Genomic DNA, 22,004 nt, shown 5'->3' on the forward strand with positions numbered 1-22,004 from the left:
TTCCTCCGTCGGTGATGATTGTTGTGGCCAAGTGTGGCAGGGCCGAGTTCAGAAGACCAGTTCGGGATCGGCCGGCGCCAGCTCGCCGACGGGCGGACCATCCAGCCCCGTGCTGACCGGGTTGCGGTCCTGCCAGTAGCGCGGCCGGCGGCCACGCTGGCAGGCATCGGCCGCAGGCGGCCCGCTGCTCGTCCAGCGCCAGGCGCCGCAGGCCGGGCTGACCACGACGGCGATGCCGGCCGCCTGGTAGCGCGCCAGCACCGGCGGCGCCGGATGGCCAAAGCGGCTGCGATAGCCGGCCTGCACCAGGCCCAGACGGGGCTGGACGGCCGCCAGCAGTTCGGCGCTGGACGAGGTCTTGCTGCCGTGATGGGGCACGAGCAAGACCTCGGCATGCAGATCGGCTTCGCGCGCCACAAGGGCCCTCTCCTGCCCCGCCTCCAGGTCACCCGCCAGCAGCGCGCGCCGCCCCGAGGCCGCCGTGACGCGCAGCACGCAGGACAGATCGTTGGAGCGCAGGCCCGCTTCGTAATGGGCCGGCGTCGGGTGCAGCACGTCGAAGCGCACGCCATCCCAGGTCCAGCCTTGTCCGGCCTCGCAGCGCCGCACGGGCGGCCCGGCGCGCAGCAGCGCGTGGCCGGGCTCCAGTGAACTGCGCAACTCGGCGACCGGCAGGGCCTGCATCAGCGTCGCGGCACCGCCGACATGGTCGCCGTCGCGATGGCTGAGCACCAGCAGGTCCAGCCTCTGCACACCCAGCGAGCGCAGCAGCGGCAGCAGCACGCGTTCGCCGGCGTCGGCGCCCGGCGCATAGACCGGGCCGGCGTCGAAGACGAGCACATGCCCTTCGGTGCGGATCACGATCGCGTTGCCCTGGCCGATGTCGGGCGCCAGCAGCTCGAACTCGCCTTGGGGCGGCCCCGGCACGGCGGGCCACAGCAGCGGCAGCATCATCGCCAGGCCCGCGGCCCGCAGCCGCCAGGGCAGCCGGAGCACGACAAGCGTCGCGCCGGCCAAGGCCAGCCCCTGCGCCCACAGCGGCGCAGCGGGCAGCCACCAGACCGCCGCCGGCAACGCCATCAGCAGCTTGAGCCAAGCCATCAATGCCTGCATCAGCAAGGCGGCCAGGACCCAAAGCGGCGCGAACAGGCCACCCGCCAGGGCCAGCGGCGTGACGACAAAACTGATCAGCGGAATGGCGACCAGATTGGCCAGCAGGCCGACCAGGGACAGCTGGGAAAAGCAGACCAGGCTCAAGGGCGCCAGGCCGACCGTGGCGATGAGCTGGGTGCGCAGCGCGGCCTTGAGCCGAGCCCGCCAGCCCTCGGCATGCTCGCCCCCGGCGGCCATCAGCAGGCCCACGGCGCCGAAGGACAGCCAGAAGCCCGGCTGCATCAGCGCCCAGGGGTCGACCGCCGTGACGATGACGGCGGCGGCCAGCAGCACCAGGGGCCAGGGCCAGCGCAAGCCCAGGCTTCGCAAGCCGGCCACGGCCGCCAGCATGACGACGGTGCGCTGGGCCGGCACGCCCCAACCCGAGAACAGCGCGTAGGCACAGGCCACGAGCACGCCGACCCAGCGCGCCGCCGTGGGCGCTGGAAGCCGCATGCAGAGCCAACGGCTGCGGCGCCACAGCGGTGCGACCAGGGCGGAGGCCAGCCAGCCGAGCAGCACCACATGACTCCCGGAGACCGACAGCAGGTGCGCGACGCCGGTGTCGCGGAACAGGTTCCAGTCGGCATGCCCAATGGCGTTCTGGTCGCCCAGGCTCAACGCCGCCAGCACCCCGGCCATGCCGGGGTCGGTCACGTGTTCGCGGATGGAGGTGCGCAGGTGCTGGCGGGCGGCGTCCAGCGACCACCAGGGCGCCGGCGTCAGCCGTTCGGCCGCCCGCACCACGCCGCTGGCCCGCAGCCCCTGCGCGAACAGCCACAGTTCGGCATCGAAGCCGCCCGGATTGGCCAGACCGTGGGCGCGTTTGAGCCGGGCGGTGAAACGCCAGCGCTCGCCCGCCGTGACGGGAGGCGTGTCATAGGCGAGCAGCATCAACCGGCGCGGCACTTCGGGAGGCAGCGCCGTGCCCGCCGGCCCGACGGCCTCGACGGCGAACTCGAAACGCCAGCCCGGCACCCCGCCTTGGCCGGTGACGGCGAGGGGCAGGCTGTCGACCTGGCCCGTCAGCACCAGATCACGGCCCTCCCAGGCTGGATGCAACTCGGGCTTGAGCCGCCACTCGGCGCGCAGCGCGGCTTGGGCGAATGCGAACACGGCGACACAGCCCGCCAGCGCCAGCCAGTGCCGCCGGCGCAGCAGCAGCAACGCCGCGAATGCGATGGCCAGCACGCCGTACTCCGCCGGCGTCGGCAGTCGTTCGCAGCATTGCAGCAGGGCCAGGCCCGACAGCCAGGCCAGGCCCGTCGCCACCAGCTCGCGCACACCCCACGGCCGCTGTGCCAATGCCCCTCCGTGTCCCGTGAACTTGGGACCCGAGGTGTAGCATGCCGGCGTTTTTTGCTTGCGCCACCGCGCTTCCCCGTATGAGCTCCTCTGCCATCCAAGCCAAGCTCGCCGAACTCGGCATCACCCTGCCGCCCGTGGCCGTGCCCGCCGCGGCCTATCTGCCCTTCGCGCGCACCGGCAACCTGCTCTTCCTGTCCGGCCATATCGCCAAGAAGGACGGCAAGCCCTGGGTCGGCCAGCTCGGCAAGGACGTCGACACGGCCACCGGCCAGGCTGCCGCACGCTCGGTCGCCATCGACCTGCTCGGCACCCTGCAGGCCGCCACGGGCGACCTCGGCAAGGTCCGCATCGTCAAGGTCATGAGCCTGGTCAACAGCACGCCCGACTTCATCGAGCAGCATCTGGTCACCAACGGCGCCTCGGAGCTGTTCGCCACGGTGCTGGGCGACGCCGGCAAGCATGCCCGCAGCGCCTTCGGCGTGGCCCAGATCCCCCTCGGCGCCTGCGTCGAGATCGAACTCATCGCGGAAATCCAAGGCTGATGTTCGCCACCCCTTCCAAGCTGCCGGCCCGCGCGCTGGCCGGTATGGCGCTGGCCAGCTTCGGCGCCGTCGGCATCGCCCTGATCGCCCAGCATCAGTTCGGCGTCAAGCCCTGCCCCTGGTGCGTGCTGCAGCGCTTCATCTTCCTGGTGATCGGCGCCGTATCGCTGCTGGGCTGGTTGGTGAGCGCCAAGCGCGTGCTGCGCCAGTCAGCGCTGGTCCTGGTGCTGATGCTGTGCGCCGCGGGCCTGACGGCTGCGGTGTTCCAGCATGAGGTGGCCTCGCAGAGCGCCACCTGCGCGATGGGCTTGGCCGACAACATCGTCACGGCCCTCGGCCTCGAAGAGCTGTGGCCCTCGGTCTTCATGATCACGGCCAACTGCGCCGAAGCGGCGGCCTACCGCCTCATCGGCCTGCCTTACGAGGTCTGGAGCGGCCTGCTGTTTGCCGCCTTCGCCGCCATCGGGCTGTGGGTGCTCAACCAGCGCCGCTAGGACTACTCCCCGCGAACGATGCCCTCGCGGCGCGGGTCGGCGCCGCCCGTCCAGCCGGCCTGGGTCTTCATCAGCACCTGCAGGCCGCTGGTCAGATCGGTCTCGTTGACCTGCTGGCCGCGACCGCGCAGGTCGGCCAGCTGCCCGGCCGTCAGCGCGCCGCGCTCGACGATGAGTTGACCCGAATTGAAATGACCGAAGTTGGGCAGGTCCACCGCCTGCTGAGCCGGCAGGCCCCAGGCCAGGGCACCGGTGATGACCTTGGCGACGTAATGGATGATGACCGGCCCGCCCGGCGAACCGGCCACCATGACGAGCTGACCGTCCTTGTCGAAGACCAGGGTCGGCGCCATGCTGGAGCGCGGCCTTTTTCCCGCCTCAACGCGGTTGGCCACCGGTTTGCCGTCGGCGCCGACCGGGTTCAGCGAAAAATCGGTCAGCGTGTTGTTCAGCATGAAGCCGCCGGCCAGACCCGTGCCACCGTCGCTCATGACGCGGCTGCCGAAGGCGGACTCGACGCTGGTCGTCATGGCCACGGCATGGCCCTCGGCGTCGACGACGCTGACCTGGCTGGTGCCGGACTCGAGCTGGTCGGCCTGGGGCGCGAGTGCCTGCTTGACAGCCGCCGGCTGGCCGGCCGTCGCCACGCCCATGGCCTTCGGGCCGATCAACGCGCCGCGCTGCTTCAGATAGGCCGGCGCGATCAGGTTCTGCCAATCGCCGCCCGGTGCGGTCACATAGGCCGGGTCGGCTATGTACTGGGCGCGGTCGGCAAAGGCCAGCTTGGCGGACTCGGCATAGGCATGCATCCAGTCCGCCGTGATGCCCTTGGCCACGACGGCGGCGGGCTGGGTGTCGAGGATGCCGAGAATCTGCATCAGGGTCAGATGGCCCGAGGTCGGCGGGGGGAAGCCGCAGACGCGGTAGCTGCGCCAGTCGGTGCACAGCGGCGGGCGAGCCAGCGCCTTGTAGCCAGCGAGGTCGGCCGCCACCAAGGTGCCCGGGCGCGCATGGCCTTTCACGCGGCGCACGATGTCCTCGGCCACGGCCCCCTCGTAGAAGGCCTTGGGACCTTGTTTGGCGATGCCGCGCAGCACGGCGGCATAGGCCGGGTTCTTCAGCACGGTGCCGACGGGCTTGGGGTTGCCGGTGGCGTCGTAGAAGTACGGACCGGCCTGGGCGTCGCCACGCAGCGCGTTCTCGCCGGAGGCGAGCTCGAACAAACGAGGGCTGATCGCAAAGCCCTGGTCGGCCAGGCGGATGGCGGGCTCGAACAGCCGCGCCCAGGGCAGCTTGCCGTGCTGGCGGTGCGCCTCGGCCAGCATGGCGAGCACGCCGGGCACGCCGGTGGACAGGCCGCTCATGATGGCCTCGCGCATCGGCAGGGGTTTGCCGTCGGCCTTCAGGAAGAGTTCCGGCGCGGCCGCGGCCGGCGCCGACTCGCGGCCATCAAAGGACTGCACCTGGCGGCCGTCCCAGTGCATCAGGAAGGCACCGCCGGCGATGCCGCTGGACTGCGGCTCCACCAGGCCCAGCACCATCTGCACGGCGATGGTGGCGTCGACCGCCGAGCCACCGGCCTTCAGGATCTCGAGGCCGGCGGCCGCCGCCAGCGGATTGGCCGCCGTCACCGCGAAGCGCTTGGCCGGTGTCGTCAGGCTGCCCTGCTTGGCCGTGCGGGTGGTGGCGGCCTCGGGTTGGTCGAGGGCGTGAGCCGGGGCCAGCAGGCCGACCAGCAGGAGGGGCGTCAGGAGACGGAGCATGGCGGCCATCTTAGGCATGGCCACCCTGCTCCCCACGTCAAGCAAAGTAAGCCATGTCCTTCTGGCTGTAGTTGACGATCTGCGGCAGCACCCTCGGCAGGTCGGTGGCGCTGATGCCCATCCAGGTTGCGAGCGTCGCGCCCAGTTGGTCGACCGCCACGGTCGGCAGCAGCCGGCCCTGGCCCACGTCGTCGGGGCCGTTGACGCTGACCGAGGGCAGCGTGCCCCAGAACTTGCCGCCCTGCACTGCGCCGCCGAGGACGAAGTGGTGGCTGCCCCAGCCGTGGTCGGAGCCGTCGCCGTTGCTCGTCAGCGAGCGGCCGAAGTCGCTGGCCGTGAAGGTGGTGACCTGGTTGGCCACGCCCAGCTCGACGGTGGCCGCGTAGAAGCTGCCGAGCGCATCGTTGACCGCCGTCAGCAGGCCCGGATGCTCGTCGACGAGGAAGTCGTGCAGGTCGAAACCGCCCAGGGAGACGAAGAAGACCTGGCGCGTCGCACCCAGAGCCTGGCGGGCGCCGATGAGCTTGGCCACCATCAGCAGCTGGGCAGCGAGGTTGTTGGTCGTGTCGAAGGAAGTCTGCAGGGCCGGCACGCCGGCCAGACCTGCCGAGACGATGCTCTGGGCCCCCACCGAGCGCGCGACGACCTTGTTCAGCTCAGCCTCCATCCAGTTCGTGCGGTCGGCCGTGATGAGGCTGCGCAGCGTGTCGGCGCAGGCCTGGGAGCCGTAGAGGGGCTTCAGGATGCCGTTGATGGGCACGGCACCGCTGGTCGACACCTGGTACTGCACGGCCTGCTTGCCGGCCATGAAGACGGCATTGCCCGACGCGTTGATGCAGGTGAAGGTGGCCGTGCCGTTGCCGCCCAAAAACAGATCGCCCATGCGGCCGCCCCAGCCCGAGGTGGCGCCCTCCGGCGAGCTGCTCTGCCAGACCGACTGCTGGTCGTTGTGCGAGAACAGCTTGGGCGGCAGCGGCACGTTCCTGGCGTTGTACTGGGCCAGCGTGGTGGGCTGGATCAGCGTGCCGACGTTGAGCTGGATGCCCAGCCTGCCGCTGTCCCACAGGCTCTTGAGCTTGCCGAGCTGGGGGGCCAGGGCCATCTGGCGGCCGCCGACGTTGAGGCCCAGGGCCGTCGCAGCGAGCTGGTCGCGCGGCGTGGCCAGGGTCTGGCGGATGTTGGCGTAGGCGTTGTAGCTGGCGGGGTCGTAGGGCACCAGGGTGTTGCCGTAGTCATTGCCGCCATAGAGGAAGACGCAGACCAGGGCCTTGTAGTCGCTGGGGCCGGTGGCCGCGGCGGCCTCGCCGAGGGCGGCGAGGTTGAGCGCCCAGGGCGCGGCGGCGCCGGCAATGCCAAGGGCGCCGGCGCGGCGCAGGAACTCGCGGCGCTGCAGTTCGGGGAGTCGGTTGAGCTTCATCGTCGTCCCCTTCACTTCTGGATTTGATATTCGGGGCAGGCCATCAGCATCAGGATGGCAGCCTGCACACGGTTGAGCTTGCCGGCATCGCTGCTGGCTGAGATGGTGGCGACGGCCGTCGCGACGGTCGTTTGCGTGGTGGTCGAGATGGCGGCCCCACCCAGGCGCAGCGCGAGGCTGGCGACCAGGCCGGGCGCATCGCCCGCCAGCGCAAGCTCGGCCGTGTAGCTCGGCTTCACGTCCCCGACGCCGTCGGAGATGGCCTTCTGCAGATAGTTGAGGTAACCCGCCACCGTGCTCTCGTTGCAGAGCTGGAACTCCGGCGCCGTGACCGCGTTGATGCCCAGCTGCGAGTTGGGCGGCACATAGCCAGGGCGGAAGAAGTTGAAGACCGAGGGGCTGCGCATGGGGCTCTGGCCCAGGCGGGTGCCGGAGTCGCTGGTGTTGCCGATGTTCCACAGGCCGTTGGGCGAGGTGACGCCGAAGCTGCGCCCCCACTGGATGAAGCGCTGCAGCGGTTCGCGCAGCTTGCCGGCACCCGGATCACCGGACACGGTGCGGGCTTCGGTGTCGAGCAGGATGGCCCGGATGACGGCCTTGAGGTCACCGCGCACGCCGGAGCCGTTGTCGGCCCAGACGGCAGCGACACGGCCGACATAGGCTGCACTCGGGTTGGACGCGACAAGGCGCTGAATGAGCTGGCGGCCGATGAAGGGACCGACGTTGGCATGGGCAGCCAGCGTGTCGAGCGCGATCTTCAGCGCCGCCGGGCCGTCGGCCGACGCGGGGATGTCGACATCCAGCACCTTCTTGGGCCCGGTCGAGAAGCGCGAGGCGATGTTGACCATGGGCTTCTTCATGAAGCTGGGGTCGGTGCCGCTGTAGCTGTCGAAGTCCCAGCCGGTGAGCACGGCGGCCAGGTCGGTGATGTTGGTCTGGGTGTAGGTCTCGAGAGGCTTGCCGCTGCCGTCCAGCTTCAAGCTGCCGTCGGCATTGAGCTGGTAGAGGCCGATGCTGAACAGCTGCATGACCTCGCGGGCGTAGTTCTCGTCCGGCACGCGACCGGTGTTGGGGTCGGCCTTGAGGTTGCCGCGCATGGCCAGATACACGCCCATGCCGTTGGACAAGGAGACCGCGTTCAGCAGCTCGCGGTAGCTGCCGAAGGCACGCTGCTCCAGCATGTCCACATAGCAGGCAATGGCGAAGCCGCGCCAGGGCATGGGCAGGCCGCTCATGGAGATGACGAAGATCTCGCTCAGGGCCAGCACGACGCGCTGGCGCAGCGAGTCGGGGGCTGACAGCAGCTTGCGCCACAGGGTGTTGTCGGCGCCGCCGAAGTCGTTGCGGTGGTCGACGATGGCGTAGCCGTTGGCCACCATCCAGTCGAAGTGGCTGTCGGTGACGGGCAGCGCGAACTGCGCGTCCAGCCAGGCGGCATAGCCATTGGCCTTGACGGTGGCGATGTCGGCACTGCTGGCCGAGAAGCCGGCCTGGGCCAGGAAGCGCGCGGCGTCGGCATCGGTGATGCCGGGAGGGGGTGGAGGCGGGGGAGGAGGAGGCGGGGGAGGAGGAGGCGGGGGAGGAGGAGGCGGCGGCGGTGGTGGGGGCGGCGGCGGAGGCGGTGAAGGCGTCGGTGTGCCGCCATCCCCTCCCCCACCGCCGCAAGCGGCCAGCAGCGCTGCCGCGGCAACGGCCACGGTCAGGCCGGGGTCCGCAGATGTCTCGGCTGCGGGGGTGGCGATGGTCTCGACTTCAGGCGACGGCGGTGCGCGCATGGGGTCCTCGCTCGTTGTGTGGATGATCGTCGCGCAACGAAAAAGGGCCGGCTTGCGCCGACCCGTCGAGGCCCACGAACTGGGGGTATGACGCCTGATTTACCTCAGAGCAACGGAACCCCGGTCTTGCTTTGCGCTTGTTCACGCGTGACGCCCTCGGCCAGCTCGACGAGCTTGATGCCCTCGGGCACGACGTCGAAGACGCCCAGGTCCGTGATGATGCGGTCGACCACGCCCACGCCCGTCAGCGGCAGGGTGCAGCTGGGGATGATCTTGAGGTCCTCGCTGCCGTCCTTCTTCTTGGCCACGTGCTCCATCAGCACGATGACGCGCTTGACGCCGGCGACGAGGTCCATGGCGCCGCCCATGCCCTTGACCATCTTGCCCGGGATCATCCAGTTGGCCAGGTCGCCCTTGCCGCTGACCTGCATGGCGCCCAGGATGCTGAGGTTGATCTTGCCGGCGCGGATCATGGCGAAGCTGTCATGGCTGCCGAAGATGCTGGAGCCGGGCAGCGTGGTGACGGTCTGCTTGCCGGCGTTGATGAGGTCGGCGTCGACTTCGTCTTCGGTCGGGAAGGGGCCGATGCCCAGCATGCCGTTCTCGCTCTGCAGCCAGACTTCCTTGCTGGCCGGCACATGGTTGGCCACCAGCGTCGGGATGCCGATGCCGAGGTTGACGTAGAAGCCGTCTTCCAGCTCCTGGGCCGCACGCGCGGCCATCTGGTCTTGGGTCCAGGCCATGGCTCAGGCCTCCTTCTTGGGAGAGAGCGTCATCTTCTCGATGCGCTTCTCGGGGTTGGCGTTGACGACGATGCGGTGCACATAGATGCCCGGCAGGTGGACGTCGTCCGGATCGATGTCGCCCGTCTCGACGAGGTGCTCGACCTCGACGACGGTCAGCTTGCCGGCCATGGCCGCGGCCGGGTTGAAGTTGCGCGCGGTGCGGCGGAACACCAGGTTGCCGCTCTTGTCGGCCTTGTAGGCCTTGACCAGGGACACGTCGGGCACCAGGGCCTTCTCGAGGATATAGGTCTCGCCGTTGAACTCGCGCGTCTCCTTGCCCTCGGCGATCAGGGTGCCGACGCCGGTGCGCACGAAGAAGGCCGGGATGCCAGCGCCACCGGCGCGCATCTTCTCGGCCAGCGTCCCCTGGGGCGTGAATTCCAGCTCCAGCTCGCCGGCCAGGTATTGGCGCTCGAACTCCTTGTTCTCGCCCACATAGCTGGAGATCATCTTCTTGATCTGCCGCGTGGTGAGCAGCTGACCGAGGCCGAAGCCGTCCACGCCGGCATTGTTCGAGATGACCGTCAGGTCCTTGACGCCGCTGTCGCGCAGGGCAGCGATCAGCGCCTCGGGAATGCCGCAAAGGCCGAAGCCGCCGACGGCCAGCATCTGCCCGTCCTTCACGACGCCGCGCAACGCCTCATCGGCGCTCGGGTACACCTTGTTCATGCGAAAAGTCTCCTGCGGTTGGCAACGCCCGCAAGGGTACTATCGCGCCCCTCTCGCCGTCGATTACGCAAGATCGCCTAAGTGGAACCCGCCGCCCTCGACTACCGCAGCGCCTTCCAGCTGGCACCGATAGGCTTGGTGCTGTCGGCCCAGCGCCAGATCGTCGACTGCAACGAACGCGTGCTGCAGATGTTCGGCGCGGCGCGCGAGCAGCTCATCGGCCAGAGCTTTGCCGTCATGTACCCCAGCGCCGTCGAGTTCGAGCGCACCGGCGCCCGCATCGTCGCGAGCCTGGACGCCCAGGGCCACTATGCCGACGACCGCGTCATGCGTCGCCTCGGCAGCGGCGAACTGTTCTGGTGCCACGTGACCGGTCGCGCACTCGATCCGGCCAACCCGCATGCCCGCGGCATCTGGAGCTTCGAGGACCTGTCGGCCCGGCGCCAGATCACGGCCGAGCTGACGCCGCGCGAGCGCGAGATTGCCGCCCTGCTCGTCGAGGGCCTGACCAGCAAGGCCGTAGGCCGACGCCTGGGCGTGAGCCCGCGCACGGTGGACATCTACCGCGGCCGGCTGATGAAGAAATATGCGGCGTCCAGCACGCCGGAGCTGATCAACAGGTTGTTGAGCGCATGAGTTCAGACCACGCACCCGCACTGCCCTATTGCCGCAACTGCCACTTCACGCTGGCCACGCCGCGCCCCGTCTACTGTGGCCATTGCGGGCAGGAGACCGATCTGCATCCGCCCTCGGTGCGCGAGATGTTCACCGAGTACCTGGGCCACTACATCGCCTTCGACGGGCCGCTGTGGCGCACGCTGTGGGCGCTGATCTGCCTGCCCGGCCATCTGACCAATGCCTATTTCCATGGCCAGCGTCGCCGCTACCTGCTGCCGCTGCGGGTCTATCTGAGCGCGAGCTTCGTGTTCTTCGTCGGCTGGGCCCTGCTGCCCGCCCTGCCCGATCCGGTGGCGGCACCGGGTCAATCCCTGGGCGTGCACATGAGGCCCGGCATGACGCCCGCGCAGCTCGCTGCAGAAGCCGCCTCGGCAGCGGGCAAGCCCTCGGAACAGATGAATCTGAGCGTGCTTGGCTGCAAGCTGGCAGAGGCCGACACCTGCAGCGCCGTTCAGCGCTGGCTCGTGAAATCGGTCGAGCATGCGACGCATCTGACGCGCGAACAATGGTCGGCCAAACTGCTGGCGCTGGCGCCCTACGGCCTGCTGGCGATGCAGCCGGTGTTCGCGGCCTTGCTGTTGCTGATGTTCTTGCGCAGCGGCCGGCGCTATGCGGAACATTTCGTGTTCTCGCTGCACAGCCACAGCCTGTGGTTCCTGGCACTGCTGGCCGGGTTCGCGACGCATTCGGCGGGGTTGCTGACGCTGGCCGTGTTCGCGCATGGCCTGGTCGCGATGCAACAGGTCTACGGCCTGAGCCGTTGGGGCGCCGCCTGGCGCGGCGCGCTGCTGAGCGTCGGCTATTCGCTGCTGCTGCTGTTCGGCCTGATGGCGATGGTGGTTTTCATCGCGGTCACCTCACCGGTCAAGTGAACACGCCCTGGCGCAGCCACTTGGTGGCGACCCATTTCTCGCCTTCGAGCACCGGCGAGCCGCCATGCAGGGTCTGTGTCGAGGGGTGGGGCCGGTCGTAGCTGAAGAAGACGGCATTGCCCTTGACCGGGGCGACGTCCAGGCCGATGTCCGGGAAGATGGTCGAGCCGCCCGCGGTGGGCGTGTTCAGGTAGATGACCAGGGTCGCCACGCGCTGGCCGCCGCGCTTGAGGATGTTGGGCGTGCTGACGTGACCGGGGTCGAAATAGTCGTAATGGGGCTGGTATTCGGCACCCGGGCGATAGCGCAGCACCTGCAGGCCCTCGCCATGGTCCAGGGGCCAGCGCAGCAGCGTGGCCAGGCGCGCCTCGAGGGTGCGGATCAGGTCGGTCTCGCAGCGCTCGAAGAACATGCCGTCGCTGGTGCGCGCGGCATTCACCTCGCTGCCGTCGGTGCCCGTGGCCACCGTCTCGGAGCGCGCCAGGCGCTTGGCTGCCAGGTCGATGATGCCGTCGCACTCCTCGTCGGACAGCAGGCTGCCGAAGACGACGACGCGCGGCTGGCGCAGGGCCATCATGACCTTGACCTGGCGGTCGCCGGCGTCGATGACGGGGGCGAAGCGGCTCAGGTCGGGCTCGGGCAGGCCGGGCGTGGCCCCGGGCGGGGCCGTCAGCGTGGCCGACTGGCCCAGCGTGCGGGCCAGGGCCTGGCGGGCGATGCCCTCATCCCAACCGCTGCCCAGCATGGCCGCCAGGATGCTTTCTGAAGCATGGCCGGCACGGCTCTGCTCGGTGATCCACTCACACAGCTCGGGGGTGATGACTTGTTGGCTCATGACTTGCGGCGGAAGACGAGTCGGTCGGGAGAAGAGACGTCAGAGGCCAGACGATAACCGTCCAGATCGAAGGCCTTGAGCCCTTCAGGCGTTTCAAGGCGTTGCCGGATCGCGAAGCGAGCCATCAGCCCGCGAGCACGCTTGGCGAAGAAGCTGATGATCTTGTACTCGCCGTTCTTCCAGTCCTCGAACTGGCAGTCGATGACGCGAGGCTTCAACGCCTTGCGGTCGGCCGCACGGAAATACTCCTGCGAGGCCAGGTTGACGATGACGGGCACCTTCTCGCCTCGAGCCAGCTTGTTCAGGTGCAGGGCCAGGCGGTCGCCCCAGTAGTCGTAGAGGCTGGCGCCATGCTCGCCGGCGAGGCGGGTGCCCATCTCCAGGCGATAGGGCTGCATGCGGTCCAGCGGCCGCAGGATGCCGTACAGGCCCGACAGCATGCGCACATGCGCCTGGGCCCAGGCGATGTCCTCGCCGCTCAGCGTCTTGGCGTCCAGGCCGTCGTAGACGTCGCCGTTGAAGGCCAGCACGGCCGGCTTGCTGTTCTTGTCGGTGAAGCGCGGCCGCCAGGCGGCATAGCGGTCGACATTGAGCTGGGCCAGGGGCTCGGACAGGTCCATCAGCTCGCGGACATCGTCCACGCTCTTGGTGCGCAGCACATCGATCAGCGCGGCGGTGTCGTCCAGGAACTGCGGGCGGGTCAGGGCCGGCGCCAGGTCGGCAGGCGTCGGCGTGTCGTAGTCGAGGGACTTGGCGGGCGAGAGCAGGAACAGCATGGGCGCGGATTTTGGCCCCTGTTCGCATCGGCGCCGCGCACTCAGGCCGGGGCGCCGCCGTCGCCGAAGCGGTCCAGGGAGTACAGCATCGTCGCCACCAGCACCGCGGCCACCGGGCCAGCGGCCGGCACCAGCAGCGTGGCAACGACCGGCACCACAAGCACCAGCTGGCGCAGGCCAACCCCGTAGAGCAGGCCGGCCCTGCGGACGTAGCGCACGCCGGCAACTGTCCAGCGCGCCCGCGCCTCGGAGGCGACCGGCATGCCGCCGATGAAGCCGGCGTGGTTGTAGAAGCGAACTGCCATCAGCGTCGACACCAGCGATGCGGACAGCAGCGCCAGCAGCACCAGTTCCAGCACCATGCGCGGGCCGGGACCGGCAATGCCCCCCGTGCCGGCCAGGCTCTCGTGCAGCGAAGGCGCCACCAGCGTGGCCGTGCCCATCAGGGCCAGCGCGGTCGTGGAGGCCAGCATGGTGGCCGACATCAACGAGTTGCGCAGCGTCTGCACCGCCAGCACCTCGGAGCCCGGCTGCTCGGAGACGACACGGAACCATTCCTCGCGCAGTCCGGCATGCCGGGCCGGGGCCAGCCGCTGCGGCCGACGCAGCAGCAGCAAGCCCTCGTACAGGCCCGTCACCACCAGCGTCATGGCCACGCAGGCCCAGTCTGCATCGACGCTCATGGCTCAGGCCTTCCCTCGCCGCTCAAGCAGCTCGAACAAGCCCATACCGGCCAGCATCGCGGCGACGAAGACCACGGCCTTGAGCTCGCCCATGCCCAGCGCCACCAGCGCCGGCCCCGGGCAGAAGCCGGCGAGCCCCCAGCCGGCACCAAACAGCAGGCTGCCGCTGAGCAGCCGGCGGTCGATGGCGCTCGCGGTCGGCAACCGCAAAGGCATGTCCAGCAAGGTGGTCCCGCGCCGCCGGGCGACCGCGAACGCCACCAGGCCCACGGCGATGGCCCCCACCATGACCAGCGCCAGCGACGGGTCCCAGGCGCCGGCCAGGTCGAGGAAACCCAGCACCTTGGCCGGGTTGGCCATGCCCGACAGAATGAGGCCGAGACCGAACACCAGGCCGGCCAGCAGGGAAGTGAAGATCGCCATGAGCCCTCCTCAAAAGGCGACGACGTGCCGCAGCACGAACACCGTGACGAAGCCGGCCCCCATGAAGGCCAGCGTCGCGGCCAGGGAACGCGACGACAGGCGGGACAGCCCGCAGACGCCATGCCCGCTGGTGCAACCAGCGCCATAGCGCGTGCCCACGCCCACCAGCAACCCCGCCAGCACCAACACCGGCCAGCCGGCATCGATGCGCGGCAGCGGCACGGCCGTGAACAGCGCGTACGCTGCCGGCGCGCCGACCAAGCCCAGCAAGAAGGCGACGCGCCATCCCACATCGCCCCGGGCCGGTCGCAACAGCCCGCCCAGTACACCGCTGATGCCCGCGATGCGGCCGTTGAGCAGGACGAACAGCGCCGCCGCGACGCCGATGAGCGCACCGCCGGCCAGGGAGGCCAGGGGCGTGAACGCAATCCAGTCGATGTGCACGGCTCACTCCTTGGGGCAATAGAGGCTGTACAGCAGGCCCAGCACCTGCAGCAAGCGCGCGTCGGCAATGCTGTAGAAGATGCGTTTGCCGTCCCGGCGCGTATCCACCACGCCCTCGGCGCGCATCACGGCCAGTTGCTGCGACAGCGTGGGTTGGCGGATGCCCAGCACTTCCTCCAGGTCACCAACCGCCATCTCCCCCTGCGACAGTTGGCACAGCAGCAGCAGGCGGTCTTCGTTGGCCAGCACCTTCAGGGCGCTGACGGCCTGGCCGGCGGCCTGGCGCAACATGGCGGGGTCGATGACGGAAGTGGGCATGAGTCGCTCCGTGAAGTTGACTTCATTATGCCAACAAATATAATGTCAATCAATATATTGAACGAAACGGGAGCCCGCATGGCCGCCAGCACCACCGTCCAGGCCTTCTTCGACGACAAGACCTGCACCGTCTCCTATGTCATCGTCGACAACGCCAGCCGGTGCGCCGCCCTCGTCGACCCCGTGCTGGATTTCGACTTCAAGTCGGGCCGCACCAGCACGCTGCAGGCCGACCGGCTGATCGCCTACGTCCGGGAGCACGGCCTCACGGTGCAGTGGATCCTGGAAACCCACGCCCATGCCGACCACCTGTCCAGCGCCCGCTACCTGCAGCAGCAGGTCGGCGGTCGCATCGCCATCGGCGAGCACATCACGCAGGTGCAGGCAACGTTCAAGCAGCTCTTCAACCTCGAGCGCGGCTTCCTGCCCGACGGCGCCCAGTTCGACCACCTCTTCAAGGACGACGAGCTGTTCCACATCGGCGAGACCGAAGCGCGCGCGCTGCTGGTGCCGGGCCACACGCCCGCCGACATGGCCTATGTCGTTGACGGCGCGGTCTTCGTCGGCGACACGCTATTCATGCCTGACGTCGGCTCGGCCCGCGCCGACTTCCCCGGCGGCGACGCGCACGCGCTGTACGCGTCCATGCGACGCATCCTGGCGCTTGCGCCCGAGACACGAATATTCGTCTGCCACGACTACCCGCCCGACGGCCGCGAGCCGGCCTGGGAGACCACCGTGGCCGAGCAGCGCGCGAGCAATATCCATGTCCGCGACGGCATCGAGGCAGCCCAGTTCGTGCAGATGCGCCAGGCGCGCGACGCCAAGCTGGACGTGCCTACCCTGATCCTGCCGTCCATCCAGGTCAACATCCGTGCCGGCCAAATGCCGCCGGCCGACGACAACGGCGTCGCCTATCTGCGCATCCCCATCAACGCCCTGCCCGCGCGCTGAGCAGCAGCACCACACCCAGCAGCACGACGCCGGCGGCCAGCCATTCGTGGCCGCTGATCTGCTCGCCCGCCAGCGTCACGCCGAGCAGCATGGCGATGACCGGGTTGACGAAGGAATAGCTCGACGCCAGGCCAGCCGAGGCCTCGGCCAGCAGCACCATATAGGCGTTGAAGGCGATCAGCGAGCCGAACACGACAAGATAGACCCAGGCCCACAGCGCCTGTGGCTCGATGTGGTTGGGCAGGGTCTCGCCGCTGACCAGGCTCAGGCCCATCAGCACGAGGCCCCCGGCCAGCATCTCGCTCGCAAAGCCCATGGCGCCGGGCGCCAGCGGCCAGACGCGCTGCGACAGCACGCTGCCCACGGCCCAGCTCGCGCAGGCGACGCTGATGGCCACGAGACCCATGGGCGAGGCACCGAAGCCCTGGCCCTGCGTCAGCAGCAGCACGCCGACCAGGCCGAAGGCGATGCCCAGCGACTCCAGCCGCGTCGGCTTCTCGCCCCACAGCAGGTTGAGGCCGGCGATCATCAGCGGCATCACGGCGATGAAGGCGACCACCAGGCCCGAACCCACGGTCTGCTCGGCCGTCGCCGTGCCGCCCATGCCGCCGCCCAGCATCAGGCCCCCGATGACCAGGGCATGCAGCCACTGGCGCCGGCTCGGCCATGGCGCGCCGCGCCAGCGCATCCACACCGCCAGCAAGGCACCGGCGACCAGGAAGCGGCTGCCCATCTGGAAAAAAGGCGGCAGGCTGATCAGCGCGACCTTGATGGCCAGGTAGGTCGAGCCCCAGACCAGCCAGGTGGCGGCCAGGCAGAGCATCAGCTTGGGACTCAGGCCCGGGGCGGTCTTCAGCGGCAGGACGGTGGCGTTCATGGGCCAGGATCGTAGAAATTCTCGCCCCAGCCGAACATGGGTCATTGAAGGTTGATCGAATCACTCGCCTTAAGATCAAAAGACATTCGATCCAATCGCAGAGACTTTCATGGCCATCGAACTCGATCAGCATGACCACCGCATCCTGGCCGAACTGCAGGCCGATGCCCGACTGACCATGGCCGAGCTGGGCCGGCGGGTGCATCTCAGCCAGCCCGCCGTGACCGAGCGGGTGCGCAAGCTGGAGGACGGCGGCGTCATCCGCGGCTATCGGGCCGTCGTCGACGCGAGCAAGCTGGGCTATGGCATCCGCTCCATCATCCGCATCGGCAATCTCGACGAGGGCGTGCTGATGCGGGCGCTCGAATCCAGCCCCGAGGTCGTGACGGCCTATGGCGTGACGGGCGAGGACAGCTGGATCCTCGAGATCGCCGTGCGCGATGTGGCCCATCTGCGCGCGACGCTGTCGCGCTTCTGCCAGCAGGTGCCGACGTCGACCGCCATCATCCTGAATGCCGTGCGCGAGCATGCGCCGATCAAGCCGCTGCCGACCGGTGAGCACGAACCGGTGGCAGCAGTGCCGGAAATGAAAAAGCCCCGCCGCGGCGGGGCTTGAGCCAAGCCGCGGCGCGGCTTACTTGGCCAGCAGCGTGTTGACCGCGTTGATGTCCTCGGCGCGCAACTGGCCCGAGGCCTGGCGCAGCTTGAGGCCGTTGACGACGACGTCGTAGCGGGCCTTGGCCAGATCGCGCTGGGTGGTGAAGAGCTGGGTCTGGGCGTTCAGCACGTCCAGGTTGACGCGCACGCCAACCTTGTAACCCAGCTGGGTGGCTTCCAGGGCCAGCTTGGTGGACGACTCGGCAGCCTCGTAGGCGGCGACCTGAGCCTTCAGCGACTGCACACCGAAGAAGGCGCGGCGCGTGGCCTCGGAAACGCTGCGGCGGGCGAAGTCGAGGTCGTTGCGGGCCTTGTCCTCCAGCACCAGGGTTTCCTTGATGCGGTTCTGCGTGGCACCACCGGTGTACAGCGGGTAGGTGAAGGTCAGGCCGATGCTGGCGTTCTTGGTGGTGCCGACACCCGAGGCCACCGCCTGGGCACCGCTGAGGCTGTTGTGCAGGTTCTGGCCGCCGACGCTGGCGCTGGCGTCCAGCGTGGGCTTCTCGCCGGCACGGGCGATCTGGGTGTCGAGCTGGGCCACTTCCAGGCCCAGGCGGGCCTTGCGGATGGCCGGGTGCTGGTCGTCGCCGGTGGCGACCCAGGTGTCGACGTTGTCGCTGGGCAGGGCCGGCAGGGCCACCGGCACGGCCAGGCCCTTGGGCTCGACGCCGACGCGGCCGACGAACTGGTCCAGCGTCACGCGCTTGACGCGCAGGTCGTTGTCGGCAGCCAGCTCCTGAGCCACGGCGAGGTCGTAGCGGGCCTGGGCTTCACGGGTATCGGTGATGGTGGCGGTGCCAACCTCGAAATTGCGCTTGGCCGAAGCCAGCTGTTCGGCGATGGCGGTCTTGTTGGCTCGCGACGTGGTCAGCGCGTCCTTGGCCGCCAGCACGTCGAAATACGCCGTGGCCAGGCGCACGATGAGGTCCTGCTCCGCGGCCTCGAAGTCAGCCTGTGCGGCGGCGTAACCGCGGCGGGCCTTGTCGATGGTGGGCACATTGGCCGCGTTGTAGACCGAATACTTGCCCTGCAGGCCTGCCGTCACCGTGGTGCTGTTGACGCCGCCACCCACGGGCGGATCGATGCGGGCCTGGGTGCCGGTCGCCTGCAGGCCCAGCGACGGGCGCACCAGCGCCTCGGCCTGGGCTGCGCGCGCAGCGGCGGCATCGGCACTGGCGCGGGTCGCCAGATAGGTCGCGTCATAGCCCCGTGCCGCGTCGTAGAGCTCCTGCAGGCTCTGGGCCTGGGCCACGCCGGCGAGCAGGAGGCCGGCGGCAAGGGCCAGCGGTTGCAGGGTCAGGCGGGAGGCTGTGACGAAGGGCATGAGATTCCTTGACTGGAGCAATGGTGTGAGCGCGGCCGGGTTTATAGAGGCAAAGCCCGCCGATGACTGAAGCCATGTGACGACCTGCGCCCAAACGGGGGCAAGCGGCGTTTTATGGCGACAAACTGCATCGAGATCAGAACGAGAAGGCCGGCGCTTCGGCAAAACCGGGCAGGCGGCCGGCCACCGTGTCGAACATTTCCACGGTCCGGAAATCGCTGGCGCCAGTGCGCGTGACCAGCAAGGCGCGCATGACCGGCTCGCCGCCGACGATGGCCGCCAGGCGACCGCCGACCTTGAGCTGGTTCAGCAGGACTTGCGGCACGGCGGCGACCGAGCCGGACAGCAGGATGACGTCGAAGGGTTCCTCGGCGGCCAGGCCGGCGGCGCCGTCCTGGTTCAGCACCGTGGCGTTGAGCACGCCGGCGCGCTTGAGGTTGGCGGTGGCGGCGGCGGCCAGGCCGGCATCGGCTTCCAGGGCGATGACGCGCTGGGCCTTGTGGCCGAGCAGCGCGGCCAGGTGACCCGTCGCGGCGCCGATCTCCAGCACCTTCTCATGGCGCTGCACCTTGAGTTCCTGCAGCAGGCGAGCCTCGACCTTGGGCGCCAGCATGCGGCGGGTGGCCGTCAGCGGCAGCTCGGTGTCGACGAAGGCCTGGGCCCGGTGGGCCTCGGGCACGAAGTCCTCGCGGTGGACCACGCGCAGCAGCTCCAGCACGCTGGGATCGAGCACGTCCCAGGGACGGATCTGCTGCTCGATCATGTTGAAGCGGACTTGTTCGAGATTCATCTTGTTCTCCGGGGCGCGGTCGACGGCAAAAAGCAAAATTCTAGAGGTCAGGCCGGGTCGGCGAGCAGTCCGTGCAGCAACAGCGCCATCTGGGCGTCCAGCAGCTCCTCGGCGGCCATGGTCTGGTGGCAGATGTCGTGCTCGCCGAAGGAGTGCTCGTGCAGCAGCATGTGCAGCATGGGCGCGATCAGCATGTGCACCGTCGCCTCGACGGGCACGGCGCGGAATTCCCCGGTGTGGATGCCACGCTCGATGAGGCCGCCGATCAGGGCCTGGGAGGGCCGGATGACCTCCTCAACATAGAAGCGCGCCAGCTCGGGGAAGTTGCGCGCCTCGACCATCATGATCTTGCAGACGACGCCGGCATTGCCGTGGCCGACCTTGGCCCACCAGGCCTGCATCATCTGGCTCAGCAGCTCGGCGATGGAGCCTTCGTATTGAGCGGCCTGGGCGGCCGATTCGGCGATGTGCACCGACAGGTTGTCGCGCACCATGGCCATGAAGAGCTCGTCCTTGCTCGGGTAGTAGCGGTAGAGCGTGCCCTTGGCGACGCCGGCGCGGGCGGCGATCTCCTCGCTGCGGGTGGCGGCGAAACCCTTCTCGACGAAAAGCTGCAGAGCGGCATCCAGCAGCTCCTGCGGGCGGGCATCCTTGCGGCGTTGACGGGGCGTGGCTGTGGCCAAGACGAGGCTGTTAATGACCGGAGAGTCAGTAATGTAGCCGCGGCGGCCAGCCGCCCGCAAGGACGCGCCTTGGCCGCTGGCTACACTGCGCCGCCTTTTTGCAGTCCTTCGGAGCCGTTTACGTGGATGTCATCCTGCTGATCAAAGCCGCCATCATGGGCATCGTCGAGGGGCTGACCGAGTTCCTGCCGGTGTCGTCCACGGGCCACCTGATCCTGACCGGCAGCCTGCTGGGCATGACGGACGCCAAGTCCAAGGTCTTCGACATCGCCATCCAGAGCGGTGCCATCCTGGCGGTGTTCATCGTCTACTGGGCGCGCATCCGCGAAGCCCTGGGCGGCATCACCAGCAGCGCCAAGCAGCAGCGCTTCGTGGGCAACATCATCATCGGCTTCATCCCGGCCGGCGTCGTCGGCCTGACCGTCTACAAGGCCATCAAGGCCCACCTCTTCAACGCGCCGGTCGTGGCCGGCGCCTTCATCGTCGGCGCGCTGATCATCCTGTGGGTGGAAAAGCGCGCCCAACCGGTCGCCCGCGTGCAGACGGTGGACGACATGACGCCGCTGGATGCCCTCAAGGTTGGCTTCGTTCAATGCCTGGGCATGATCCCCGGCACCAGCCGGTCCGGCGCCACCATCATCGGCGGCATGCTGCTGGGCCTGTCGCGCAAGGCGGCCACCGATTTCTCCTTCTTCCTGGCCATCCCGACGCTGATCTCGGCCGGCGGCTACAGCCTGTGGAAAGAGCGCCATGCGCTGTCCATGGCCGACTTCCCCATGTTCGCGGTCGGCTTCGTCGTCAGCTTCCTGGCCGCCTGGGCCTGCGTGCGCTGGCTGCTGCGCTATGTGTCCAGCCACACCTTCGTGCCGTTTGCCTGGTATCGCATCGCCTTCGGCATCGTCGTGCTGGCAACCTGGGTCACGGGTACGGTCATCTGGGCGGACTGAGATAATTCGGCCCTATGGCCATCACGATCAAGACCGCTGCCGATGTCGAAGGCATGCGCATCGCCGGGCGCCTGGCGTCCGAAGTGCTCGACATGCTGACGCCCCACGTCAAGCCGGGCATCACGACCAATGAGCTGGACAAGCTGGCTCACGACTTCATCGTCCATGTGCAGCAGGGCATCCCCGCCCCGCTGAACTACTGCCCGCCCGGCTACATCCCCTACCCCAAGTCCATCTGCACCTCGGTCAACCAGGTGGTCTGCCATGGCATCCCCAACGACAAGGCGCTGAAGAACGGCGACATCGTCAACATCGACGTCACCGTCATCAAGGACGGCTGGCATGGCGACACCAGCCGCATGTTCGTCGTCGGTGACGGCAGCATCGCGGCCAAGCGCCTGTGCGCCTTCACCTACGAGGCCATGTGGAAGGGCATCGCCAAGGTCAGGCCGGGCGCGCGCCTGGGCGACATCGGCCACGCCATCCAGACCTTTGCCGAAAACGCCGGCTTCTCCATCGTGCGCGAGTTCTGCGGCCACGGCATCGGCCAGGTCTTCCACGAGGAGCCCCAGGTGCTTCACTACGGCCGCCCCGGCACGCTGGAAGAGCTGGTGCCCGGCATGATGTTCACCATCGAACCCATGATCAACGCCGGCCGGCGCGAGATCAAGGAGATGGGCGACGGCTGGACCATCGCGACCAAGGACCGCTCGCTCTCGGCCCAGTGGGAGCACACCATCCTGGTGACCGACACGGGCTACGAGGTCATGACGCTGTCGGCCGGCAGCCCGCCGCCGCCGGCCTTCATCACGCAGGCAGCTGCGGCGACCGTCTAAGC

24 protein-coding genes are annotated in these 22,004 nt (G+C 68.8%); 8 read left to right on the forward strand and 16 right to left on the reverse strand.

The features are described from left to right. Positions 1-48: 48 nt before the first annotated feature. Positions 49-2,457 (reverse strand): DNA internalization-related competence protein ComEC/Rec2, encoded by a 2,409-nt coding sequence (locus tag AC3WOE_RS16145; RefSeq protein WP_492691800.1) that lies wholly within the window; start codon positions 2,455-2,457, stop codon positions 49-51. Between the two features lie 80 nt (positions 2,458-2,537). Between AC3WOE_RS16145 and AC3WOE_RS16150 the strand changes: the two genes are divergently transcribed. Continuing rightward, positions 2,538-3,002, forward strand: coding sequence for a RidA family protein (locus tag AC3WOE_RS16150; protein WP_492691802.1), 465 nt, complete (start codon positions 2,538-2,540; stop codon positions 3,000-3,002). Continuing rightward, entirely contained in the window at positions 3,002-3,496 is a 495-nt protein-coding gene (locus AC3WOE_RS16155) for a disulfide bond formation protein B (RefSeq protein ID WP_492691805.1), read from the forward strand. Before AC3WOE_RS16150 ends, AC3WOE_RS16155 begins: the two co-directional genes overlap by 1 nt. 2 nt (positions 3,497-3,498) lie before the next feature. Here the strand turns inward: AC3WOE_RS16155 and AC3WOE_RS16160 are convergent, their stop codons facing one another. The 5 genes from AC3WOE_RS16160 to AC3WOE_RS16180 form a co-directional block, all read right to left on the reverse strand. Continuing rightward, positions 3,499-5,259 (reverse strand): gamma-glutamyltransferase family protein, encoded by a 1,761-nt coding sequence (locus AC3WOE_RS16160; protein WP_492691807.1) that lies wholly within the window; start codon positions 5,257-5,259, stop codon positions 3,499-3,501. Positions 5,260-5,296: 37 nt separating this feature from the next. After that, positions 5,297-6,676 carry a DUF1501 domain-containing protein gene (locus AC3WOE_RS16165; protein WP_492691809.1) on the reverse strand — a complete coding sequence of 460 codons (1,380 nt, stop codon included), beginning with the start codon at positions 6,674-6,676 and terminating at the stop codon, positions 5,297-5,299. Positions 6,677-6,687: 11 nt separating this feature from the next. Beyond that, positions 6,688-8,451, reverse strand: coding sequence for a DUF1800 domain-containing protein (locus tag AC3WOE_RS16170; protein WP_492691811.1), 1,764 nt, complete (start codon positions 8,449-8,451; stop codon positions 6,688-6,690). A 104-nt stretch (positions 8,452-8,555) separates the two neighbouring features. Then, positions 8,556-9,194, reverse strand: coding sequence for a 3-oxoacid CoA-transferase subunit B (locus tag AC3WOE_RS16175; RefSeq protein ID WP_492691813.1), 639 nt, complete (start codon positions 9,192-9,194; stop codon positions 8,556-8,558). 3 nt (positions 9,195-9,197) lie between these two features. Next, on the reverse strand, positions 9,198-9,905 hold the full coding sequence (locus AC3WOE_RS16180; RefSeq protein WP_492691815.1) for a CoA transferase subunit A: 708 nt from the start codon (positions 9,903-9,905) through the stop codon (positions 9,198-9,200). Between the two features lie 81 nt (positions 9,906-9,986). On the opposite strand from AC3WOE_RS16180, the gene AC3WOE_RS16185 reads away from it, so the two are divergent. Then, positions 9,987-10,541, forward strand: coding sequence for a LuxR C-terminal-related transcriptional regulator (locus AC3WOE_RS16185; protein ID WP_492691817.1), 555 nt, complete (start codon positions 9,987-9,989; stop codon positions 10,539-10,541). Continuing rightward, complete coding sequence (locus tag AC3WOE_RS16190) at positions 10,538-11,455, forward strand: DUF3667 domain-containing protein (protein ID WP_492691818.1); 918 nt, start codon at positions 10,538-10,540, stop codon at positions 11,453-11,455. Before AC3WOE_RS16185 ends, AC3WOE_RS16190 begins: the two co-directional genes overlap by 4 nt. Here AC3WOE_RS16190 and AC3WOE_RS16195 read toward each other — a convergent pair. The 6 genes from AC3WOE_RS16195 to AC3WOE_RS16220 are packed head-to-tail and all read right to left on the reverse strand — an operon-like array spanning position 11,448 to position 14,934. After that, positions 11,448-12,290 carry a 2OG-Fe(II) oxygenase gene (locus AC3WOE_RS16195; protein ID WP_492691820.1) on the reverse strand — a complete coding sequence of 281 codons (843 nt, stop codon included), beginning with the start codon at positions 12,288-12,290 and terminating at the stop codon, positions 11,448-11,450. The two genes, AC3WOE_RS16190 and AC3WOE_RS16195, sit on opposite strands and share 8 nt — an antisense overlap. Further along, a complete protein-coding gene (gene yaaA / locus AC3WOE_RS16200) occupies positions 12,287-13,066 on the reverse strand; it encodes a peroxide stress protein YaaA (protein ID WP_492691822.1) in 780 nt (259 codons plus the stop codon). The genes AC3WOE_RS16195 and yaaA overlap by 4 nt, the downstream gene beginning before the upstream one ends. 41 nt (positions 13,067-13,107) lie before the next feature. Further along, positions 13,108-13,749: a DUF599 domain-containing protein gene (locus tag AC3WOE_RS16205; protein WP_492691824.1), complete on the reverse strand. Its 642-nt coding sequence runs from the start codon at positions 13,747-13,749 to the stop codon at positions 13,108-13,110. Positions 13,750-13,752: 3 nt separating this feature from the next. Next, on the reverse strand, positions 13,753-14,172 hold the full coding sequence (locus AC3WOE_RS16210; RefSeq protein ID WP_492691826.1) for a DUF6691 family protein: 420 nt from the start codon (positions 14,170-14,172) through the stop codon (positions 13,753-13,755). Positions 14,173-14,181: 9 nt separating this feature from the next. Next, entirely contained in the window at positions 14,182-14,616 is a 435-nt protein-coding gene (locus AC3WOE_RS16215; protein WP_492691828.1) for a YeeE/YedE family protein, read from the reverse strand. A gap of 3 nt (positions 14,617-14,619) precedes the next feature. After that, positions 14,620-14,934, reverse strand: coding sequence for a metalloregulator ArsR/SmtB family transcription factor (locus AC3WOE_RS16220; protein WP_492691829.1), 315 nt, complete (start codon positions 14,932-14,934; stop codon positions 14,620-14,622). A gap of 78 nt (positions 14,935-15,012) precedes the next feature. Here AC3WOE_RS16220 and AC3WOE_RS16225 point away from each other — a divergent pair, with 78 nt between their 5' ends. After that, positions 15,013-15,888: an MBL fold metallo-hydrolase gene (locus tag AC3WOE_RS16225; protein WP_492691831.1), complete on the forward strand. Its 876-nt coding sequence runs from the start codon at positions 15,013-15,015 to the stop codon at positions 15,886-15,888. On the opposite strand, the gene yedA is transcribed toward AC3WOE_RS16225, so the two are convergent. Next, positions 15,866-16,765, reverse strand: a complete 900-nt coding sequence (yedA, locus tag AC3WOE_RS16230) for a drug/metabolite exporter YedA (protein WP_492691833.1) — start codon at positions 16,763-16,765, stop codon at positions 15,866-15,868. The two genes, AC3WOE_RS16225 and yedA, sit on opposite strands and share 23 nt — an antisense overlap. 109 nt (positions 16,766-16,874) lie before the next feature. On the opposite strand from yedA, the gene AC3WOE_RS16235 reads away from it, so the two are divergent. After that, positions 16,875-17,381 (forward strand): Lrp/AsnC family transcriptional regulator, encoded by a 507-nt coding sequence (locus tag AC3WOE_RS16235; RefSeq protein WP_492691835.1) that lies wholly within the window; start codon positions 16,875-16,877, stop codon positions 17,379-17,381. A gap of 18 nt (positions 17,382-17,399) precedes the next feature. On the opposite strand, the gene AC3WOE_RS16240 is transcribed toward AC3WOE_RS16235, so the two are convergent. The 3 genes from AC3WOE_RS16240 to AC3WOE_RS16250 all read right to left on the reverse strand — a co-directional run bounded on the left by AC3WOE_RS16240 (position 17,400) and on the right by AC3WOE_RS16250 (position 20,219). Further along, complete coding sequence (locus AC3WOE_RS16240; RefSeq protein WP_492691837.1) at positions 17,400-18,746, reverse strand: TolC family outer membrane protein; 1,347 nt, start codon at positions 18,744-18,746, stop codon at positions 17,400-17,402. A gap of 136 nt (positions 18,747-18,882) precedes the next feature. After that, positions 18,883-19,536 carry a protein-L-isoaspartate O-methyltransferase family protein gene (locus AC3WOE_RS16245; RefSeq protein WP_492691839.1) on the reverse strand — a complete coding sequence of 218 codons (654 nt, stop codon included), beginning with the start codon at positions 19,534-19,536 and terminating at the stop codon, positions 18,883-18,885. Between the two features lie 47 nt (positions 19,537-19,583). Continuing rightward, positions 19,584-20,219 carry a TetR/AcrR family transcriptional regulator gene (locus tag AC3WOE_RS16250; RefSeq protein WP_492691840.1) on the reverse strand — a complete coding sequence of 212 codons (636 nt, stop codon included), beginning with the start codon at positions 20,217-20,219 and terminating at the stop codon, positions 19,584-19,586. Positions 20,220-20,341: 122 nt separating this feature from the next. On the opposite strand from AC3WOE_RS16250, the gene AC3WOE_RS16255 reads away from it, so the two are divergent. Together AC3WOE_RS16255 and map are read left to right on the forward strand one after the other, a co-directional pair. Beyond that, on the forward strand, positions 20,342-21,166 hold the full coding sequence (locus tag AC3WOE_RS16255) for an undecaprenyl-diphosphate phosphatase (RefSeq protein ID WP_492691841.1): 825 nt from the start codon (positions 20,342-20,344) through the stop codon (positions 21,164-21,166). A gap of 14 nt (positions 21,167-21,180) precedes the next feature. After that, entirely contained in the window at positions 21,181-22,002 is an 822-nt protein-coding gene (gene map, locus AC3WOE_RS16260; RefSeq protein ID WP_492691843.1) for a type I methionyl aminopeptidase, read from the forward strand. The last annotated feature ends 2 nt before the right edge of the window (positions 22,003-22,004 follow it).

Source organism: Roseateles sp. FW305-36 (genome assembly GCF_058787015.1).

Excerpts from the sequence above, each read along its gene's own strand:
- AC3WOE_RS16180 (WP_492691815.1), bottom strand. The coding sequence starts at position 9,905 with ATGAACAAGGTGTACCCGAGCGCCGATGAGGCGTTGCGCGGCGTCGTG.
- AC3WOE_RS16165 (WP_492691809.1), bottom strand. The coding sequence starts at position 6,676 with ATGAAGCTCAACCGACTCCCCGAACTGCAGCGCCGCGAGTTCCTGCGC.
- AC3WOE_RS16195 (WP_492691820.1), bottom strand. The coding sequence starts at position 12,290 with ATGAGCCAACAAGTCATCACCCCCGAGCTGTGTGAGTGGATCACCGAG.
- AC3WOE_RS16160 (WP_492691807.1), bottom strand. The coding sequence starts at position 5,259 with ATGCTCCGTCTCCTGACGCCCCTCCTGCTGGTCGGCCTGCTGGCCCCG.
- AC3WOE_RS16150 (WP_492691802.1), top strand. The coding sequence starts at position 2,538 with ATGAGCTCCTCTGCCATCCAAGCCAAGCTCGCCGAACTCGGCATCACC.
- AC3WOE_RS16170 (WP_492691811.1), bottom strand. The coding sequence starts at position 8,451 with ATGCGCGCACCGCCGTCGCCTGAAGTCGAGACCATCGCCACCCCCGCA.
- AC3WOE_RS16240 (WP_492691837.1), bottom strand. The coding sequence starts at position 18,746 with ATGCCCTTCGTCACAGCCTCCCGCCTGACCCTGCAACCGCTGGCCCTT.
- AC3WOE_RS16175 (WP_492691813.1), bottom strand. The coding sequence starts at position 9,194 with ATGGCCTGGACCCAAGACCAGATGGCCGCGCGTGCGGCCCAGGAGCTG.
- AC3WOE_RS16220 (WP_492691829.1), bottom strand. The coding sequence starts at position 14,934 with ATGCCCACTTCCGTCATCGACCCCGCCATGTTGCGCCAGGCCGCCGGC.
- yedA (WP_492691833.1), bottom strand. The coding sequence starts at position 16,765 with ATGAACGCCACCGTCCTGCCGCTGAAGACCGCCCCGGGCCTGAGTCCC.
- AC3WOE_RS16210 (WP_492691826.1), bottom strand. The coding sequence starts at position 14,172 with ATGGCGATCTTCACTTCCCTGCTGGCCGGCCTGGTGTTCGGTCTCGGC.
- yaaA (WP_492691822.1), bottom strand. The coding sequence starts at position 13,066 with ATGCTGTTCCTGCTCTCGCCCGCCAAGTCCCTCGACTACGACACGCCG.
- AC3WOE_RS16190 (WP_492691818.1), top strand. The coding sequence starts at position 10,538 with ATGAGTTCAGACCACGCACCCGCACTGCCCTATTGCCGCAACTGCCAC.
- AC3WOE_RS16205 (WP_492691824.1), bottom strand. The coding sequence starts at position 13,749 with ATGAGCGTCGATGCAGACTGGGCCTGCGTGGCCATGACGCTGGTGGTG.
- map (WP_492691843.1), top strand. The coding sequence starts at position 21,181 with ATGGCCATCACGATCAAGACCGCTGCCGATGTCGAAGGCATGCGCATC.
- AC3WOE_RS16155 (WP_492691805.1), top strand. The coding sequence starts at position 3,002 with ATGTTCGCCACCCCTTCCAAGCTGCCGGCCCGCGCGCTGGCCGGTATG.
- AC3WOE_RS16225 (WP_492691831.1), top strand. The coding sequence starts at position 15,013 with ATGGCCGCCAGCACCACCGTCCAGGCCTTCTTCGACGACAAGACCTGC.
- AC3WOE_RS16235 (WP_492691835.1), top strand. The coding sequence starts at position 16,875 with ATGGCCATCGAACTCGATCAGCATGACCACCGCATCCTGGCCGAACTG.
- AC3WOE_RS16245 (WP_492691839.1), bottom strand. The coding sequence starts at position 19,536 with ATGAATCTCGAACAAGTCCGCTTCAACATGATCGAGCAGCAGATCCGT.